The organism is Streptomyces sirii (assembly GCF_045690365.1).
GTDB classification, from domain to species: Bacteria; Actinomycetota; Actinomycetes; order Streptomycetales; family Streptomycetaceae; genus Streptomyces; species Streptomyces sirii.
This window is the reverse complement of the sequence record NZ_CP147982.1, coordinates 7,293,601-7,310,809: the sequence shown is the minus strand read 5'-3', so window position 1 is coordinate 7,310,809 and position 17,209 is coordinate 7,293,601. Positions and strand designations below refer to the sequence as shown.

General features: G+C 71.1%; 18 protein-coding genes. 5 read left to right on the top strand and 13 right to left on the bottom strand.

Going from position 1 to position 17,209, the window contains the following annotated elements:
* Positions 1 to 30: 30 nt before the first annotated feature.
* The 8 genes from pcaC to WAB15_RS32440 all read right to left on the bottom strand — a co-directional run bounded on the left by pcaC (position 31) and on the right by WAB15_RS32440 (position 8,558).
* The gene (gene pcaC, locus WAB15_RS32475; RefSeq protein WP_399148836.1) at positions 31 to 1,314 is read right to left on the bottom strand and encodes a 4-carboxymuconolactone decarboxylase; all 1,284 of its coding nucleotides are present in this window, start codon (positions 1,312 to 1,314) and stop codon (positions 31 to 33) included.
* 101 nt (positions 1,315 to 1,415) lie between these two features.
* Positions 1,416 to 1,988 (bottom strand): hypothetical protein, encoded by a 573-nt coding sequence (locus WAB15_RS32470; RefSeq protein ID WP_399148817.1) that lies wholly within the window; start codon positions 1,986 to 1,988, stop codon positions 1,416 to 1,418.
* The gene (locus WAB15_RS32465; protein ID WP_384436056.1) at positions 1,985 to 3,106 is read right to left on the bottom strand and encodes an ROK family glucokinase; all 1,122 of its coding nucleotides are present in this window, start codon (positions 3,104 to 3,106) and stop codon (positions 1,985 to 1,987) included. Before WAB15_RS32465 ends, WAB15_RS32470 begins: the two co-directional genes overlap by 4 nt.
* A gap of 197 nt (positions 3,107 to 3,303) precedes the next feature.
* Complete coding sequence (locus tag WAB15_RS32460; protein WP_399148816.1) at positions 3,304 to 4,149, bottom strand: ATP-binding cassette domain-containing protein; 846 nt, start codon at positions 4,147 to 4,149, stop codon at positions 3,304 to 3,306.
* Positions 4,146 to 5,216, bottom strand: a complete 1,071-nt coding sequence (locus WAB15_RS32455) for an ABC transporter permease (protein WP_399148815.1) — start codon at positions 5,214 to 5,216, stop codon at positions 4,146 to 4,148. Before WAB15_RS32455 ends, WAB15_RS32460 begins: the two co-directional genes overlap by 4 nt.
* Entirely contained in the window at positions 5,213 to 6,187 is a 975-nt protein-coding gene (locus WAB15_RS32450; RefSeq protein WP_399148974.1) for a sugar ABC transporter substrate-binding protein, read from the bottom strand. The genes WAB15_RS32455 and WAB15_RS32450 overlap by 4 nt, the downstream gene beginning before the upstream one ends.
* Positions 6,188 to 6,447: 260 nt before the next feature.
* The gene (locus WAB15_RS32445; RefSeq protein WP_407288416.1) at positions 6,448 to 7,473 is read right to left on the bottom strand and encodes a sugar ABC transporter substrate-binding protein; all 1,026 of its coding nucleotides are present in this window, start codon (positions 7,471 to 7,473) and stop codon (positions 6,448 to 6,450) included.
* Between the two features lie 365 nt (positions 7,474 to 7,838).
* Complete coding sequence (locus WAB15_RS32440; protein ID WP_393500974.1) at positions 7,839 to 8,558, bottom strand: GntR family transcriptional regulator; 720 nt, start codon at positions 8,556 to 8,558, stop codon at positions 7,839 to 7,841.
* A 231-nt stretch (positions 8,559 to 8,789) separates the two neighbouring features.
* Between WAB15_RS32440 and WAB15_RS32435 the strand changes: the two genes are divergently transcribed.
* Entirely contained in the window at positions 8,790 to 9,167 is a 378-nt protein-coding gene (locus WAB15_RS32435) for a VOC family protein (protein WP_399148813.1), read from the top strand.
* Positions 9,168 to 9,170: 3 nt separating this feature from the next.
* Here WAB15_RS32435 and WAB15_RS32430 read toward each other — a convergent pair whose 3' ends face one another.
* The 4 genes from WAB15_RS32430 to WAB15_RS32415 form a co-directional block, all read right to left on the bottom strand.
* Positions 9,171 to 9,326 carry a hypothetical protein gene (locus tag WAB15_RS32430; protein WP_407288415.1) on the bottom strand — a complete coding sequence of 52 codons (156 nt, stop codon included), beginning with the start codon at positions 9,324 to 9,326 and terminating at the stop codon, positions 9,171 to 9,173.
* Positions 9,327 to 9,444: 118 nt separating this feature from the next.
* Entirely contained in the window at positions 9,445 to 10,272 is an 828-nt protein-coding gene (locus tag WAB15_RS32425) for a transporter substrate-binding domain-containing protein (protein WP_407288414.1), read from the bottom strand.
* Between the two features lie 208 nt (positions 10,273 to 10,480).
* Complete coding sequence (locus tag WAB15_RS32420) at positions 10,481 to 11,149, bottom strand: bifunctional 4-hydroxy-2-oxoglutarate aldolase/2-dehydro-3-deoxy-phosphogluconate aldolase (RefSeq protein ID WP_407288413.1); 669 nt, start codon at positions 11,147 to 11,149, stop codon at positions 10,481 to 10,483.
* Between the two features lie 307 nt (positions 11,150 to 11,456).
* A complete protein-coding gene (locus tag WAB15_RS32415) occupies positions 11,457 to 11,906 on the bottom strand; it encodes a ribonuclease domain-containing protein (RefSeq protein WP_399148810.1) in 450 nt (149 codons plus the stop codon).
* A gap of 229 nt (positions 11,907 to 12,135) precedes the next feature.
* Here WAB15_RS32415 and WAB15_RS32410 point away from each other — a divergent pair, with 229 nt between their 5' ends.
* From WAB15_RS32410 to WAB15_RS32395, 4 genes are all read left to right on the top strand, one after another.
* Positions 12,136 to 12,762 (top strand): helix-turn-helix domain-containing protein, encoded by a 627-nt coding sequence (locus WAB15_RS32410; RefSeq protein WP_399148809.1) that lies wholly within the window; start codon positions 12,136 to 12,138, stop codon positions 12,760 to 12,762.
* A gap of 20 nt (positions 12,763 to 12,782) precedes the next feature.
* Complete coding sequence (locus WAB15_RS32405) at positions 12,783 to 12,977, top strand: DUF6126 family protein (protein WP_407288412.1); 195 nt, start codon at positions 12,783 to 12,785, stop codon at positions 12,975 to 12,977.
* Between the two features lie 146 nt (positions 12,978 to 13,123).
* Positions 13,124 to 15,802, top strand: coding sequence for a beta-N-acetylglucosaminidase domain-containing protein (locus WAB15_RS32400; protein ID WP_407288411.1), 2,679 nt, complete (start codon positions 13,124 to 13,126; stop codon positions 15,800 to 15,802).
* A gap of 112 nt (positions 15,803 to 15,914) precedes the next feature.
* A complete protein-coding gene (locus tag WAB15_RS32395) occupies positions 15,915 to 16,592 on the top strand; it encodes a transcriptional regulator (RefSeq protein ID WP_399148806.1) in 678 nt (225 codons plus the stop codon).
* Positions 16,593 to 16,636: 44 nt separating this feature from the next.
* On the opposite strand, the gene WAB15_RS32390 is transcribed toward WAB15_RS32395, so the two are convergent.
* A complete protein-coding gene (locus WAB15_RS32390; protein ID WP_399148805.1) occupies positions 16,637 to 17,170 on the bottom strand; it encodes a GNAT family N-acetyltransferase in 534 nt (177 codons plus the stop codon).
* Positions 17,171 to 17,209 lie beyond the last annotated feature (39 nt).

Here is a 17,209-nt window from a genome sequence, read left to right as displayed (position 1 = left end):
GGGAGGCGCGACGAGCCGGGCCCACCGGCCTCACGCCTCCGGCGTGGTCTCCTCCCGTATCACCCGCTGGGCGACCGCGAAGGCGGAGTTGGCGGCCGGGACGCCGCAGTAGACGGCGGTGTGCAGCAGGACTTCCTTGATCTCCGTGGGAGTCAGGCCGTTGCGCAGGGCCGCGCGGGTGTGCAGCGCCAGCTCGTCCTGGTGGCCGCGGGCGACCAGCGCGGTGAGCGTGATGATGCTGCGGGTACGGCGATCCAGGCCGGGGCGGGACCAGGTCTCGCCCCAGGCGTAGCGGGTGATGAAGTCGTGGAAGTCCTCGGTGAAGGCGTCGGTGGCGGACTCGACCCGGTCGACATGGGCGTCGCCCAGGACCTCGCGGCGGATCTTGACGCCCGCCTCGTACGTACCGCCGCGGTGCTGGTCCGGCTGGGCGAGGCCGGACTCTATGGCGGCGGGCGGCGCCTGCGGGGGCGGCGGGGGCGCGAGCTGCGGCTTGGGGGCCGCGGCGCCGATGGCGGCCTGGCCGCCGGGGCCCGGCTTGTCGTGCCAGGCGGTGGAGAAGTGCCGGATGAGGAGCTCGGTGACGGCCGAGGGCTGCTCGACGGGCGCGAGGTGGGAGGTGCCGGGCACCAGCGCCAGGCTCGCGTCGGGTATGCCGGCGACCAGGGTGCGGGCGTCGGTGGTCGGGGTGACCTGGTCCTCGGAGCCGACGACGACCAGTGTGGGCACGCCGACCCGGCCGAGCGAGGACCGTACGTCGTAGGAGGCCAGCGCCTCACAGGCGGCGATGTAGCAGCCGGGGTCGGTGGTCCGCACCATCTGGACGGCCCACTCGACGATCGCGGGCTGGGCCCCGGCGAAGCCCTGGGTGAACCAGTGCTCCGGGGAGGTGCGGGCGATCGGGTCGAGTCCGTTGGTGCGGATGACCACACCGCGCTGGCGCCAGGCGTCGGCGGTGCCGTAGCGCGGCGACGAGGACACCAGGGCCAGCGAGGTGACCCGGTGGGGACGGGTGAGCGCCAGCTGGGTGCCGATGGCGCCGCCGATGTTGCAGCCGGCGTAGCCGAAGCGGTCCACGCCGAGCGCGTCGAGAGTGGCGACCAGCCGGTCGGCCAGTTCGGCGATGGAAGGCGCCGCGTGCGCGGGCGAGCCGCCGTGACCGGGCAGGTCGAAACGGATCACGCGCCAGTGACGCGTCAGCTCGGGGATCTGCCGGTCCCACATGTGCCAGGTGGTACCGAGCGAGGCGCCCAGTACGAGTACGGGGGCGTCGTCGGGGCCGTCGATCCGGTGCTGCAGGGTCTTCTCACTCACCCGGCCACGCTACCGGCTCTCTGACGCGGTCCTTACGTCCGGGTCAGGAAGGGCCGTCGGAACATGGCCGCCGTCCGCGCCCAGAGCGGGATACGCGCAGGTCAGAACCGCACCGTCGAGACGGTGTAGACGACCGGATGTCCCGGCTCGTCATAGCTGACCATGATCCGCTGGTACGGATGCGGGGCCTTGCTCGTGGTCGTCGTGCCCGCCCACGGCCAGTCGACGCCGAAGTCCCAGCCGACCTTCGCCGCCTGTTCGGGCGGAATCGTCTTGTGGTCCTTCTTGAGGGCGGCGGTGCTGGTGCCGACGGCCTTGAGGTAGTGCTCCAGGCCCCAGTCGTTGGTCCGGAACTGGACGAACAGCGAGCTGGTCTGCCAGGAGTTGGTCTCGTAGTACCAGACCGGGGTGGAGCCGATCGGGACCGGCACGTTGTAGATCCGCTGCTGGACCTTGGAGGGGAAGGCGTTGGTCAGGCCGGTGGCGGCGGCCTCCTGCTCCTTGCCCTCGCCGCTGTCGCGGCTCTGCTCGGCGGAGATGACGATGTAGCCGGCCGGGATCGCGATCAGCAGGAAGACGATCAGCGCCATCAGCACGGGGCGGCGGCGCTTGGTCCGGGGCGGCGGGGCGGGGAGGTGGTCGTCGTGCATGGTGGGTGACTCGGTTTCGGTCATCGGCGGCCGGCCCGTTCGTAGCGTTCGTAGCGCTCCACGCGCCGGCGGTTGGCGCGGCGGAATCGGCGGGCCACCAGGCGGGCGAGGTCGGCGGCGCCGACCATTCCGGCCTCCGGGCCCAGCTGGGCCTTGGCGATGGTGGCTTCGGGGCGGTAGCCGCGGCCGGTGAGGTGGCGCCGGAAGGCGTCCCTGGCCGGGGCGATCAGGAGGTCGTCGGCGGCGCTGACACCACCGCCGATGACGAAGCAGGACGGGTCGAGGGCGGCGGCGAGGTTGGCGATGCCGACGCCGAGCCACTGGCCGATGTCCTGGAGGAGTTCGACGCACATCGCGTCGCCCTCCCTGGCCAGCTCGGTGATCAGCGGTCCGGTGATGTCGCCGATACGGCCGCCGACCCGCTCGATGATGTTGTACGCGACCGGGGAGTCGGCGGCGGCCAGCTCCCGGGCCTCCCGCACGAGGGCGTTGCCGGAGCTGTACTGCTCCCAGCAGCCGCGGTTGCCGCACGGGCAGCGGTGGCCGCCGGGGACGACCTGCATATGGCCGAATTCGCCCGCCACACCGTATTTGCCGCGCTTGACCGCGCCGTCCTCCAGGATGGCGCCGCCGATGCCCGTACCGAGGGTGATCATCACGAGGTGGTCCTCGCCTCGACCTGCGCCGAACCGCCACTCCGCCCAGGCGGCGGTGTTGGCGTCGTTGTCGACCATGACGGGGACGGCCAGCCGGCCGGCGAGCCGGTCGCGCAGCGGCTCGTTGCGCCAGTTCAGATGGGGGGCGAAGAGCACATTGGAACGGTCGGCGTCGACCCAGCCGGCCGCGCCGATGCCCACCGCGTGGACGTCGTGCCGGTCGGAGAGGTCGAGCACCAGCTCGGTGATGGTGTCCTCGACGACCTTGGGGCTCTTGGACTTGTCCGGCGTCTCGGTGCGGACCTTCTCCAGGATCGTGCCGTCGGCGTCGACCACGCCCGCCATGACCTTGGTGCCGCCGATGTCGATGCCGACGGTGGGCACACGGGGGGCGGTCAGATGCGAGCGCCGCTCGCGGGTGCCGACCGTGCGCAGCACGGTGGCTCTGGCGGATCCGCGGTGCACCCGGTCCCGGTACATGCTCATCGACCCACCTCTTCGCCGTTGTGGTCGCGGCGGCTGCGTGCGCGCAAGAGTCGTCTCGTCCCTGCGGGGTCTCGGGAGGCCGAGGCCTCGATGTACTGGTTCGCTGCGATTGTGCATCACCAGGGCCGTGCGGCGCACCGCGCACATGCTTCCGCGCCCCGCGGCGGACCGCGGGGCGCGGAAGCAAGGGCCGGTGATCACTCGGGCCGGTGGCCGCCGGGGAATTCCGGTGTCGCGGTGCGGGCCAGCTCGTGGCTGAGCTGTTCCAGTTCGCTGCCGCCCGCCATTTGGCGGGTCAGCTCCTCCAGGGCGATCTCCGACTTGGCGTGGCTGCCGGCCATCGTGCCGCGCTTGAGGAGGACGAAACGGTCGCCGACGAGGTAGGCGTGGTGCGGATTGTGGGTGATCAACACCACGCCGAGCCCGGCGTCCCGGGCGGCCGCGACGTACTTGAGCACGACGCCGGACTGCTTGACGCCGAGCGCCGCCGTCGGCTCGTCCAGTACGAGGACCTTGGCACCGAAGTAGACGGCCCGGGCGATGGCGACGCACTGCCGTTCACCGCCCGAGAGGGTCCCGATCGGCTGGTCGACGTCGCGCAGGTCGATGCCCATCCGCAGCAGTTCGCTGCGGGTGGTCTCGCGCATCGTGCGGACGTCGAGCCGCTTGAAGGGGCCCACCCCGGTGGTCGGCTCGGATCCGAGGAAGAAGTTGCGCCACACCGGCATCAGGGGGACCACGGCCAGGTCCTGGTAGACGGTGGCGATACCGCGGTCCAGGGCCTCGCGCGGGGAGGAGAGGGTGGTCTCCTCGCCCTCGATGGTGAAGGTGCCGGCGTCGTGCTGGTGCAGCCCCGCGATGATCTTGATGAGGGTGGACTTGCCGGCACCGTTGTCGCCGAGCACACAGGAGATCTCCCCCGCGTGCACCTCCAGGGACACGCCCTCCAGCGCCTTGATGTTGCCGTAGAACTTACTGACGTCCGCCAGCTCGACCAGGGCCGTCTTCCCGCCCTCGGCGGTCTTCTTGTCCAGGTCTGTCATGACTTCTCCTCCGCCCGCTTACGGACCCATGCGTTCAGGAGTGTGGCGAGGAGCAACATCGCGCCGAGGAAGAACTTGTACCAGTCCGGATTCCACTGCGCGTAGACGATGCCCTTGCTGGTCATGCCGAAGATGAAGGCACCGACGGCGGCACCGATCGCCGAGCCGAAGCCGCCGGTCATCAGACAGCCGCCGACCGCCGCGGCGATGATGTAGAGGAATTCGTTGCCCACCCCGTCGCCGGACTGGATCGCGTCGTACGAGAACAACAGGTGCTGTCCGGAGACCCAGGCGGCGAAGGCGACGCCCATATAGAGGCCGATCTTGGTCTTGGTGACCGGGACGCCGACCGCCCGTGCGGCGTCGGAGTTGCCGCCCACCGCGAAGATCCAGTTGCCGACGCGGGTGCGCAGCAGGATCCAGGTGGCCACCGCGACCAGCACGATCCACCACAGGATGGTGATCTGGATGTCGACGCTGCCGATCGTCAGATGCGAGGCGAAGAGCGCACGGGCCGACTCGAAGCCCTCCATGTCGGCGATGGACTTCGTGGAGACGGTGCCGCTGATCAGCTTGGTGAAGCCGAGGTTCAGGCCCGTCAGCATGAAGAACGTGCCGAGCGTGATGATGAAGCTCGGGAGCTTCGTACGGGTCAGCAGGATTCCGTTGAAGACCCCGATGGCGAGGGTGACCAGCAACGACACCCCGACGCCGACCCAGGTGTTGGCCGTCATCTGGTAGCTGACCATCGACGAGATCAGCGCCGAGCTGACGACCATGACACCGGCCGAGAGATCGAATTCGCCGCCGATCATCAGCAGCGCCACCGGCACGGCCATGATGCCGATCGTCGACGAGGCGTACAGCACGGTGGAGAGGCTGGACGCCTGCAGAAAGGGTTCGGCGGCGAAGGTGAAGAAGATGAAGACGGCGGCCGCGCCGACGACCGAGCCGAGTTCGGGGCGGCCCATCAGGCGGCGCGCCAGGGAGCGGTGCAGCAGGCGTTCGTCGGCGTGCTTGGCGGGCGGGCCCGCGGGCTGCAGAGGTGGTGCGTCGGTGGTGCTCATCGTGTTCCCCGCTTCGTGTAATCCTGCAGCGCGGCGGCGTCCTTCTTGGTGATCACCTGGGGGCCGGTGAGCACCGGCTTGCCGCCGCCGAGAACGTCGGAGTTGTACTTGTAGAGCCAGAGCAGATCGACCGCCTCGTAGCCCTGGAGATAGGGCTGCTGGTCGACCGCGAAGCCCAGCGAGTCGTTCTTCAGGCCGTCCGCGACCTGTGCGTTGAGGTCGAAGGTGTCGATCTCGGCCTCGCTGCCGGCCTGCTCCTTGGCCTTGACCGCGGTGGCGGCGAACGGAGCGCCGAGTGTGACGACGGAGTCGATACCGCGGTCCGACTGGAGCTTGGACTCGATCGAGGACTGCACGTCGGGCATGTTCGTGCCCTCGACATAGAGCTTTTGAAGATCGCCCTTGAACGTCTTCTCGGCACCGTCGCAGCGCTGCTCATGACCGACGTTGCCCTGCTCGTGCAGGACGCAGAGCGCCTTCTTCTTGCCGCGCTTGTTCAGTTCCTCGCCGACGGCCTCGCCGGCCACCGTCTCGTCCTGGCCGATATGGCTGAGCGCGCCGAACGCCTTGGACTCCTCGGCCCCGGAATTCACCGTGATCACCGGTATACCGGCCTTCTCGGCCTTGCGGACGACGTCCTTCATGGCGTTCGGCTTGGCCAGCGAGACGATCAGTCCGTCGACCTTCTGGTCGATGTAGGACTGCACGAGCTGGCTCTGCCGGCTGGCTTCCTTGTCGTGCCCGTAGACGAACTTGATGTTGTCCTTGGCGGCGGCCTGCTCGGCGCCGTTCTGCACGATGTCCCAGAACGTGTCGCCGTCTCCCGAGTGGGTGACCATCGCGAACGTCCACCTGGGGGTGTTCACCGCGGCCCTGCCGCCGGCGGCCTGGGCGGCGCGCTCCTCCTCGGCGCGCTTGCCTCCGGTGGCGCTGCATCCCGCCAGGGAGGCGCCGAGCGTCGCCGCCACCACGGCGCTCACGACGCGTCCCCTTCTCCGAACCCTTGCCACGAGGACTTGCCCTTCCCGCTGATGTCACGCTGTGTTGGCTGTATCGGCCGTGTTGGCTGCGCCGGCCGTCCTGGCTGTCTCGCCCTTCCGGCCCCGCCGGGCCGTCCTGGCTGCGCCTTCACGGTGTCGCACGCCGTTACCGGGCGGCCGGCTCCAGCCGCCCAAGTATCCGTTACCGGCGATCTGTACCGGTTCATCGGGTCCCGCCTTCCGTTACGGCTTCACCGGGTCCCGCGCCCGGTGTACTCCTCCAACTTCGGAACGTCCTCTTGGCCGACCAGGGCCGGACCGGTGAGCACCGGCTTTCCGCCACCGAGCACATCGGCGTTGGTCTTGTTCAGCCAGAGCAGGTCCACCGCCTCGTAGCCCTGGAGGTAGGGCTGCTGGTCGACGGCGAAGGCGACGTCCTTGGCCTTGAGGAGCTTGACCACGGCCGGGTTCAGGTCGAACGTCGCGACCTGTGCGTCGCTGCCCGCCTCCTCCTTGGCCTTGACGGAGATCGCCGCCATCGGGGCACCGAGCGTGACGATCGAGTCGATGGACTTGTCGGACTGCAGCTTGGCCTCGACCGAGGACTGCGAGGCCGGCGCGTTGGTGCCGTCGACGTTGAGGTTCTCGACCTTGCCGTCGAAGCCCTTGCGGACGCCCGCACAGCGGTCCTCCAGGGACACGTTGCCCTGCTCGTGGATGACGCACAGGACCTTCTTGGCGTGCCGGCCGGTGAGCTCCTCGCCGACGGCCTGGCCGGCCACCGACTCGTCCTGGCCGATATGCGTCAGCGCGCCGTACGCCTTGGAGAACTCGCCGCCCGAGTTGATGGTGATGACCGGGATGCCCGCCGCGACGGCCTTGCGGACCGCGGCCTTGACGGCCTCCGGCTTGGCGAGCGTGACGATCAGCCCGTCGACCTTCGCGTCGATGTAGGACTGGATCAGCTGGGCCTGCTTGGAGCCCTCTTTGTCGCTGGCGTAGAGGAACTTCACATTGTCCTTGGCGGCGGCCGCCTTGGCGCCGTTCTGGACGATGTCCCAGAAGGTGTCGCCCTCACCGGAGTGGCTGACCATGCCGATGGTCAGCCGGGGCGTGCCGGCGGTCTTTCCGGCGCTACCGGACGCCCCGGGCTTGCTTTCGGAGCCCTTGCCCCCGGAGCTGCTGCATCCGGTGACCAGCGCGAGGGCCGCCACCAGGGCCGCCGCGCTGAGGACATTGACGGGTCGAACCATACGTACGTTTCGCACGCCGATCATCGTGGGACCGCCTTTCTCCCGGCCGCCTGAATGCGGCTGGAGAGAGTTCTAAGGCGCGCACGGAGCCACGTCAATACTTTGTCCGAACATTCTGACGCGGGCGTGCGGCATATCGGGGCATAGCCGGGCACATCAACCCTCGGTGCGGGCTCAGTGCAGGCGTCGGCCGGACTCCGAGGAAGGATCAGAAGGAGGATCACCGGCCCGGCAATCCCGACCGGAAACACCCCGGAAAACACCCGCGGAAAACCCCACGAAAACACCCCGAAATCACGATGGAGACACAACGGAGACACGACGAAGGGGCCGCCGGACTTTCCGGCGGCCCCGATGACGACGTGCCGACGCGAGCCTCCCCGAAGCGCTCAGGGACGGACCAGCAGCTGGAATTCGAAGGCGTAACGCGAGGCTCGGTAGACGTGCGAGCCGAACTCGACCGCACGCCCGGTGTCGTCGAACGTCGTCCGCTGCATCGTGAGCAGCGGGGCGCCCTCGGGCTCGTCGAGCCGCTGCCCCTCCTCGGCGGTCGCGGCCCGGGCGCCGACGGCTTGCCGGGCGCTGTGCAGGGTGATCCCGGCCGACCGCATGAGGCGGTACAGGCCGGTCTCCTCCAGCTCGGCGGTCTCCAGCTTGAGCAGCCCGGCGGGCAGGTGGTTGCGCAGATGAGCCACCGGCTCGCCGTGCGTCAGCCGCAGCCGCTCGACCAGCGCGACCTCGGCGCCCTCGGCGATGCCCAGCGCGGCGGCGACCTCGGCGTCGGCCTCGGTGGTGGTGTTCAGCAGCACGCGGGTGGCCGGCTTCTGCCCGGCCGCCTCCAGGTCGTCGTAGAGGCTGCTCAGCTCCAGGGGGCGCTTGACCTGGCTGTGGACGACCTGGGTGCCGATGCCGCGGCGGCGCACCAGCAGCCCCTTGTCGACCAGCGACTGGATCGCCTGCCGCACGGTCGGCCGGGACAGCCCGAGCCGGCCGGCCAGCTCGATCTCGTTGCCGAGCAGACTGCCGGGGGCGAGCTTCCCGTTCTCGATCGCCGCCTCCAGTTGCTGCGACAACTGGAAGTACAGCGGGACCGGGCTGCTCCGGTCCACGCTGAACTGGACGGGGCTCTCGGCGCCCAGGGCATCTTCTGTATCGCGTTTCCCCACGCTGGCGAGCGTATCCGCCCCGGCACATGACGGGAAGTCCGGAGGTCACATTGTCCGGACAAGGACTACTACCCGAGGGGTCGTGATCGGCCGCACCGGGCGGCACCCGCGTCCTTCCCCTGCGCGCCGATGGCCGTTTCTGATAGCCAGAGAGGCCCCTACCGAGGAGGCCCCGTGTCCGTACGCCGTGTCGTACCCGACATCCACACCGACGCCCTGGAGGAGAACCGCACGTTCTACGGCCTGCTGGGCCTCGAGGAGGTCATGAACCAGGGCTGGGTCATGACCCTCGCCTCCCCCACCAACCCCACCGCACAGCTCACCTTCATGACCGAGGACCGCACCGCCCCCGTCACCCCCGACATGAGCATCGAGGTCGAGGACGTGGACGCGGCGTACGCCGCCGTGCTGGCCGCCGGCGCCGAGATCGTCCACCCCCTCCAGGACGAGGAGTGGGGCGTCCGCCGCTTCTTCACCAAGGACCCCAACGGCCGGATCGTCAATGTGCTGGGCCACGCCACACCGCGACGCGACACCACCGCCGACGACTGACGCCTAACGGGCACCTTCCGCTGACGGGCCGTTCAGCGGCAGCACCGTCCCGAACTCGGTGATCCGTGCTTGCACCAGCCTGCTGAACGGCTGCGCGTCCAGCCCCTGCTGCGCCGCGGCAAGATCGAGGACCGCACTCCCCCGCTCCGAACCCGCCATTGCCCCGCCTTCCTCTCGCCTCTCACCCGGCCCGACGCGTGCTCGCGAAGGCCGCCCAGCACCTGTATCAAGACGTCATCACCCGTTACGCCAAGCAGTAACCGGTGGGCCCTCTTCGCTACTTCATCCACTCCTCCTCGTACGCGCGGTACGTCCCGTCGTGGGTGGCCAGATGGACCCACTGGTTCACATAGGCCGTGAACTCCGCGTCGCCGCGGGGTACGGCGTAGGCCTTCTCGGAGAAGGTGAAGGGCTTGTCCGGGTGGATCGAGCAGAGTTCGGGGTGGATCTTGGCCTGGTAGCGGGTCTCGCCGGCGTCGGTCATCATCACGTCGGCGCGGCCCGCGATGATCTCGTCGAAGATGGTGGTGTTGTCCGGATGGACCTTGAGGGTGGCCCGCTTGATATGGGCGCGGGCGAACTCCTCATTGGTGCCGCCGGGGTTGACGATGACGGTGGTGCCCGGGCGGTCGATCTGCTCCAGGGTCTGGTACTTGGCCTGGTCCGCGCAGCGAGCGATGGGCGTCTTGCCGTCCGTGCGGGTCGGTTCGCTGAAGGAGACGGAGCGGGCGCGCGGGAGGGTGATGGACACCCCGCCCATGGCGATGTCGCAGCGGCCGGCCGACAGGTCGGCGACGAGCCGGGACCAGGTCGTGGCGACGTAACGGGGCGTGGCGTCCAGGCTCTTGGCGAGGTCCTGGGCCATCTCGATGTCCACTCCGCGGTACCTGCCGGTGGTGGGGTCGAGGTGGGTGAAGGGGCGGTAGTCGCCGGTGGTGCAGACGCGCAGTACCCCGCGCCGCGGGACGGCGTTGAGGGCCGAGGCCTTCTTGCCGGCCCCGGACAGCGCTCCCTGGGACGCGGCGGGGGCCTCGGAGGCTGCCGGGGCGGCGGCGGTGACGGCGAGCAGACAGGCGAGGGCGGACAGGGTGGCGGCGCGCTTCATACGGGCTCCTGTGGCTGCTGGGGCTGCTGTGACTCCTGGTCGGGCGGTCACGCGCTCAGCCACTGTGCGCGCCGGGCGGGAGACGGCACGCACGGCGGCGTGATCACATGACCGAAGCGCTCAGCGTGGCAGAGCCGATGGCCGTGGTGTACCCCTCGGCCGGGCGGTGAGGCGGGGCCGCCACGGAGTCCTGGGCCGGGCGGGGCCGTCAGTCGTCGTAGAGGCCCGCGGTGGCGCTGCCGGACTCCTGGTGCGGAGTGGCATCGGCGAGGCGGGTGAGGAGTTCGGCGGCGCGCTTGGCGACGGTGTCACGGTCGCCTTCGGAGAGCGCCGAGCCCATGCCGACGGCGACGGCGCCGGCGGCTATCCACTCCGGCGCGCTGTCCAGCGTCACCCCGCCCGTCGGCAGCAGCGGCACCTGCGGCAGGGAGGCGCGGATGTCCTTGAGCCAGGACGGGTGGTGCGCCGAGGCGGGGAACAGTTTGAGGGCGTCGGCGCCCAGTTCGAGGGCACGGACCATCTCCGTCGGCGTCGACACTCCGGGGAAGACCGGGACGCCGTAGCGGTGGCCCGTGCGGATGACCTCGGCGTCCAGGATCGGTGAGACCAGATAGCGCGCGCCGGCGTCGACCGCCATCCGGGCCGACACCCCGTCAAGGACCGTGCCCGCGCCGATGACCGCGTCATCACCCAGCTCGCGGGTCAGCGTCGTGACCGCCTCCAGCGCGAAGGGGGTGGTCAGGGATATCTCCAGGCTCGTGATGCCGGCGGACAGCAGGGTGTCGGCGGTGGCGCTCGCCTCGTCATACGTCGTGCTGCGGACGATGGCGAAAACGCGCTGCGCCAGTGCGGCCCGGGTGATCTCCCAGCGATACACGGCAGTTCGCCGTCCTTCCTTTTCTCCAGCGCCTCATGCCGACTCGCCATGACCACGGCGGATACGGCCTTTACGGGGCGTGCCGCAGCAGCTGACCGCACATGGTCCCTTGTCCGCCGATGCCCGCCCGCTCCTCGTTTCTACCGAAACGCTACCGGGAACCACTGACAATCCTGCCTCGGGGGTGCGCCCCACGCGCCCCTTCTGCCAAGAAGGCGAGAATTGGCAGGTAAAAGGGGGCGCACAGCACGGCGGCGGCCGGGGTGCGTGTGCACCCCGGCCGCCGCGGGTAGTTGGCGGGCCGCTCTCAGCAGCCGCGGTCGACGAGGTCGAACGACTTGTAGTGGTCGGCGGTGTAGTAGTCCTCGTTCTGCTTCTCACCGGTCACGATGCGACGCGCACCGCGGTCCGGCGAGCCCGGTGTGACGACGGTGTACTCGTGGTAGTAGCCGGAGCTCTGGGCCGGGAGGATGCCCTCGCGGTTGGTGAACACCGTCCCGTCCTGCGGGTACGGGTAGGGCCCGCCCTTGTCGATCAGATCGAGGGTGTCATGGGCCTGCGCGGGCAGCTTGGAGTAGCAGATGTCTCCGACGGCCTGGACGTGCACGGCCGTGGCGTGCGCCGTCGCGGCGTACGGGGCGGCCGGGCGCGCGGTGGCGACGGAGGGCGTGGCGGCGACCGCGGTCCCGCCGAGGAGAAGGGCCGAGGCAAGGGCGCCGGCGGCGCCGATCCTGGTGATCCGTGGGGGGATTCTCATGCCTCCCAGAATGACGCGCGTAGACATGCCCCTGTCAATGCCAAACGGCGGAAGTTTCCCGGGAGTTCACAGGGGCACCCCGGTCCGCCACCCCGAAAGTCCGGATTCCGACCGGTGCGGCCCGGGGCCGCCGCGGAGAGGCGCCGCGAGCCGCTTCGCCCCTCGGGAGGGCATTTGCCTCTGAGGCAAAACTTTTGCCCGAGAGGCGAAGGATGGCTATACCGGGGATATGACCGAGCTCCCCGACGAGCCCGCCGGCGCGCTGCCGGAGGACCTCCCCACCGTCGCACCGCGCCTTCGTGACCTGCGACGACGCAGTGGTCTCACGCTGGAGACCGCGGCCCGGCTGGTGGGGCTCTCGCCCGCGCACCTGTCGCGGCTGGAGACCAACCGGCGCCAGCCCTCGCTGCCGATGCTGCTGGCGCTCGCGCGGACGTACGGCACCACGGTATCCGACCTGCTCGGCGAGACCGCCCCCGAGCGGGACCCGATCGTGCGGGCCGGCCGCGCGGAGCCGTCGGAGGCCGGCGGCTGGACGTACTGGACCGTGGGCGGCGCCGGGCGGGCGATGCAGGCGCTGCGGGTCCATGTGCCGCAGCGGGCGCAGGGCGAGCTGGTCCGGGTCCACCCCGGCGAGGAGTGGCTGTACGTCCTCAAGGGGCGGCTGCGGCTGACGCTCGGTGCGGCGGTGCAGGTGCTGGACCCGGGCGACGCCGCGCACTTCGACTCGCTGACCCCGCACCGTATCGCCGCCGCCTCCCGGGGCGGAACGGAGCTGTTGTTCGTCCACACGCTGCTGCAGAGCGGCGCCGCCGAACTGTGCCTGGGCGGCGACGTGCCGCGCCGTGGCCTGTGACCAGGGAAGGATCGTAGGCCGTGCCCGACCACTCCACTCCGCACCCGGCGGATCGCCCGGACGAGGCGATCCCCGCCGAGACACTCCCCACCCGCCGCTACGTCGAGAACAAGCCACCCCGCGGGGTGTATGTGCGGGTGTTCATCTACGTCGTGGCGACGCATGTGCTGCTGGCGTTCATGAGCCTGCTGGTGGTCGTCGCCAAGTCGCGCTAGCGGCAGGCCCGCGCGGCCCGTGGGGCCGTCCATCCGTCCGGTCCGAAAGTCCATTGCCCCGGCACGGCCACGGGGTGGAGCCTGCTGCCGCAAGGCGTTCGCAGCAGGCTCCACCCCGTATCCCGTCGCACGAGGAGGACCGAAGGATGCACCGTACGCGCACCGCGGCGGCCACCGCGCTGGCCCTGGCTCTCGCCGCGATCCCCCTGACGGGCATGTCGGGGCCGCCGGGCGCCGCCGGGCGCCAGGACCCCGCCCGGGAGGCCCGGGACAGACCCGCCGGGGCGATCTCCCCCGCCCCGCAGTCCGTCCGCCCCCGCTCCGACCGGGTCACCATCACCCCGGCCGTGACCGTCGTCGCCGACCCCAAGGCCGATGCCACGGCGCTGGCGGTGGTGTCGAAATCGCTCAGGGACGCCGGCGCGGACCGGGTCGTACGGGCCGAGCAGGCACCGGCCGGGCGGCGGCTGACGGTCTACGTCGACGGTGCGGGCGCGGCATCGGCGCTGCGGGACCTGGGCGCGCGGGGCACCGGCGGGCTGCCCGCCGAGGGCTATGCGCTCGCCGTCGGCGACGGCCGGATCGCGCTGGCCGGCAAGGACGCCACCGGCACGTACTACGCCGCGCAGTCGCTGCGGCAGTTGCTGCCGCGGCGCGACCGCCCCGGCGCCCAGGTGCGGGGCACCGCCGTACGCGACTGGCCGGCCACCGCGCTGCGCGGGGTCATCGAGGGCTTCTACGGCACCCCCTGGTCGCACCGGGCCCGCCTCGACCAGCTCGACTTCTACGGCGAGCACAAGATGAACCTCTACGTCTACTCGCCGAAGGACGACGCCTACCTACGGGAGAAGTGGCGCGACCCGTACCCCGCCGACCGCCTCGCGGAGCTCAAGGAGCTGGTGGACCGGGCGCGGCAGCGGCATGTGGAGTTCAGCTACGCGCTCTCTCCCGGGCTCTCCGTCTGCTACAGCTCCGAGGCCGATCTGCGGGCGCTGACCGCCAAGTTCCAGACGCTGTGGGACATCGGCGTACGGACCTTCGCCGTGCCGCTGGACGACATCAGCTACACGGACTGGAACTGCGCGGCGGACAAGGACCGGTTCGGCACCGGCGGCTGGGCGGCCGGGACCGCGCAGGCGCATCTGCTCAACCGCGTCAATCAGGAGTTCATCGCCCGGCATCCGGGCGCCCGGCCGCTGCAGATGGTGCCGACCGAGTACTACGACGTCGAGCCGTCCCCGTACAAGAAGGCGCTGGCCGCCCGGCTGGACGGCAATGTGCTGGTGGAGTGGACGGGCGTGGGGGTGATCGCGCCGACGATGACCGTCGCCCAGGCCCGGCGGGCCCGGGAGGTCTTCGGGCACCCGATCCTGACCTGGGACAACTATCCGGTCAACGACTATGTGACCAACCGGCTGCTGCTCGGGCCGTTCAGCGGCCGTGAGAAGGGGCTGCCCGGGCAGCTGGCGGGGATCACCGCGAACCCGATGATCCAGCCCGCGGCGTCCAAGCTCGCGCTGTACACGGTGGCCGACTACGCGTGGAACGACGCGGCCTATGACGCGCGGGCCTCCTGGGGCGCGGCGATCGAGGAGCTGGCCGGCGGCGACGCCCGTACGGCGCGGGCGCTGCGGGCCTTCGCCGACGCCAACTACTCCTCGGCGCTCAACCCCCGGCAGGCTACCGAACTCGCCGCCGCCATCGAGGAGTTCGACCACGACGGGGACGCACGGCGGCTGGACGCGGCGCTGCGGGACCTTCAGGACGCTCCGGCGGTGCTGCGCGAGCGGCTCGCCGACCGGGGCTTCGTCGAGGACGGTGCGCCCTGGCTGGACGCCGCGCACGCCTGGGGCGGCGCGGCGCGTACCGCCCTCCGGCTGATCGAGGCGACCAAGGCGGGCGACGGCGCGCGGGCCTGGGAACTGCGGCAGCGCATACCGGAGTTGGTGCGCACCGCCCGGTCGTTCGTGTATGTGGACATGACCGGCAGGAAGATTCCGGTGCTGGTGGCCGACGGAGTGCTGGACACCTTCGTCGAGGACGCCCTCGCCGCGCACGACGAGGCGCTGGGTGTCATCGGCCGCCCCAAGGCGTCGACGGATCTGCCGGTCCATCAGGACAACGCGGTCTCCCGGATGACCGACGGCGACGACGCCACGTACTTCTGGAGCGGCGCGGCACCGCGGGCCGGTTCGTATGTCGCGGTGGATCTGCACGCCGAGCGCCCGCTGGGCACCGTCACCCTGAGCATGGGAAGGAGCGGCAGCCCGGACGACTATCTGCACCACGGCGTGCTGGAGTACTCCTCGGACGACAAGACCTGGCGGCGGTTGGCCGCCTTCGACGCCACACCCGAAGTGCGCGTCACTCCACCGGCCGGCACCACCGCCCGGTATCTGCGCGCGCGGGCCGTGCAGGCGCAGGACAACTGGCTGGTGGTGCGGGAGTTCACGGTCGCCGGGGCCGATCGGGTGGCGGTGTCCGGTGGCCCGCCCGCCGCGCCGGGCAGCGCCCTGCGGTCGGCGGCGGACCAGGATCCGGCGACCGCCTACCGGGCTGCGCGGGCGGCCGAGCAGGGTGAGGCGCTGGAGTTCACACCGGACGCGCCCCGTTCGGCGCGGTCCGTGACGGTGCTGCGGCCGCAGGGCGCACCGGCCGGGGAGGCGAGCGTCGAGGTCCGCAGGGGCGGTGTCTGGCGCCCGCTCGGCACGCTGTCCGGTGCCTATACGCGCCTGGCGGCGGGCGACGGCGCGATCGAGGGCGTACGGCTGGTGTGGCGGGGCCGGGCGGCGGCGCCCGCGGTCAATGAGGTGATTCTGCGCTGAGCGGAGGTGCCGGGGCGCCGGGGCGCGGTTCGGTGCCCGCGCGGGCGGCGTCCCGGTGCCTAGTCTGGGCCCCCGGCACCGCCTCGCGCCCCGCACGGAGGAGACCCGTCCCATGCGACCCGATCCCGACGCCCCTCGGCCGACCGCGGCCGCCGTGCTCGACGACGCCGTACGCGAGCTCGCCCCGGACACCGGCGCCAACCGGCTGGTGTCGCGGATCGAGGCGGGCGAGGCCCCGCGCTCCGTCTTCGCCACCTTCGCCCTCGAACAGCACCAGGTCATCGCCGCCGACCGGCTCAGCTTCCAGCATCTGGCACGGCGGGCGGACGGCGACCCGCCCGTGGCCGACTTCTTCGACCTGCTCGCCCAGGGGGAGGCGCTGGCCCTCAAGCAGTTGGCCGGGCTGGCGGACGCCTGCGGGCTGACGGATCGGGACCTCGCCGGCTACCAGCCGCGGCCCGGCTGCCAGGCCTACCCGTCCTACGCGGCGCGGCTGGCCCTCGGCGCCGAGCCGACCGACGTGGCGATCGCGCTGACCGCCAACTTCGCCGCCTGGGGCGGCTACTGTCGCGTCGTCGAGGCCGCGATGCGCGACCACTACGCCTTCCCGGACGCGGCCCGCGCCTTCTTCGCCTTCTTCGCCGAACCGGCGCCGGCCGTCCACGAGCGGGCGCGGGCCGCGGTGCAGCACGGCCTCGACACCGGCCAGGCCCGGCCTGCCGCGGCACACCGCTACGGCCGGCTCCTCCAGGCGTATGAACTCATGTTCTGGAACTCGGTCGGCGACTGAACTCTTCGCCCGACGGCACCGGAGGGGCGCCCGCCAGGCGCGGCTCACATGGGCAGCGAGAGCAGCCGAACCGGCTCCGCAGGAGGCTGTACGCCCTCCCGCAGGGGCGTCCACATGGTCCGCAGCGGCATGACGACGGGGCCTTCGGGCTGCTCGACCTGTACGTCCCCGTGGAGGAGGTGGAAGCCGAGCCGCTGGTACAGAGCGACGAGCGGCGGGCGGCAGAAGAGCAGCCCGTGGCGCGGTCCCATCGTGCGGGCGTGCTCCACGGCGGCCGTGACGACCCGCCGTGCCAGCCCCTGTCCCCGCAGGTCGGACGCGACGGCCACCCCGCCGACGCCGATGAACCGCGTCTCCTCCCCGCCGACCGAGACCGGGATCGGCAGCAGACCCGCGTGCGCCACCAGCCGGCCGTCCTGCCGGACGGCGAAGTGCTCCTCCTTGGGCAGCCAGGTCAGGCCGACCTCCGCCACACCGAAGGGGTCGGCGCCGTCCCCGAGGATCTCGCTCTGGTCCGCGGGCGTGTACCGCGAGAGCCGTATCACCGCCGGCGCCGCGGAAGAGGTGTTCCCTGTCATCCCCTCATCATGCCCGGTGGCCCTGACGGGGCGGTCGGG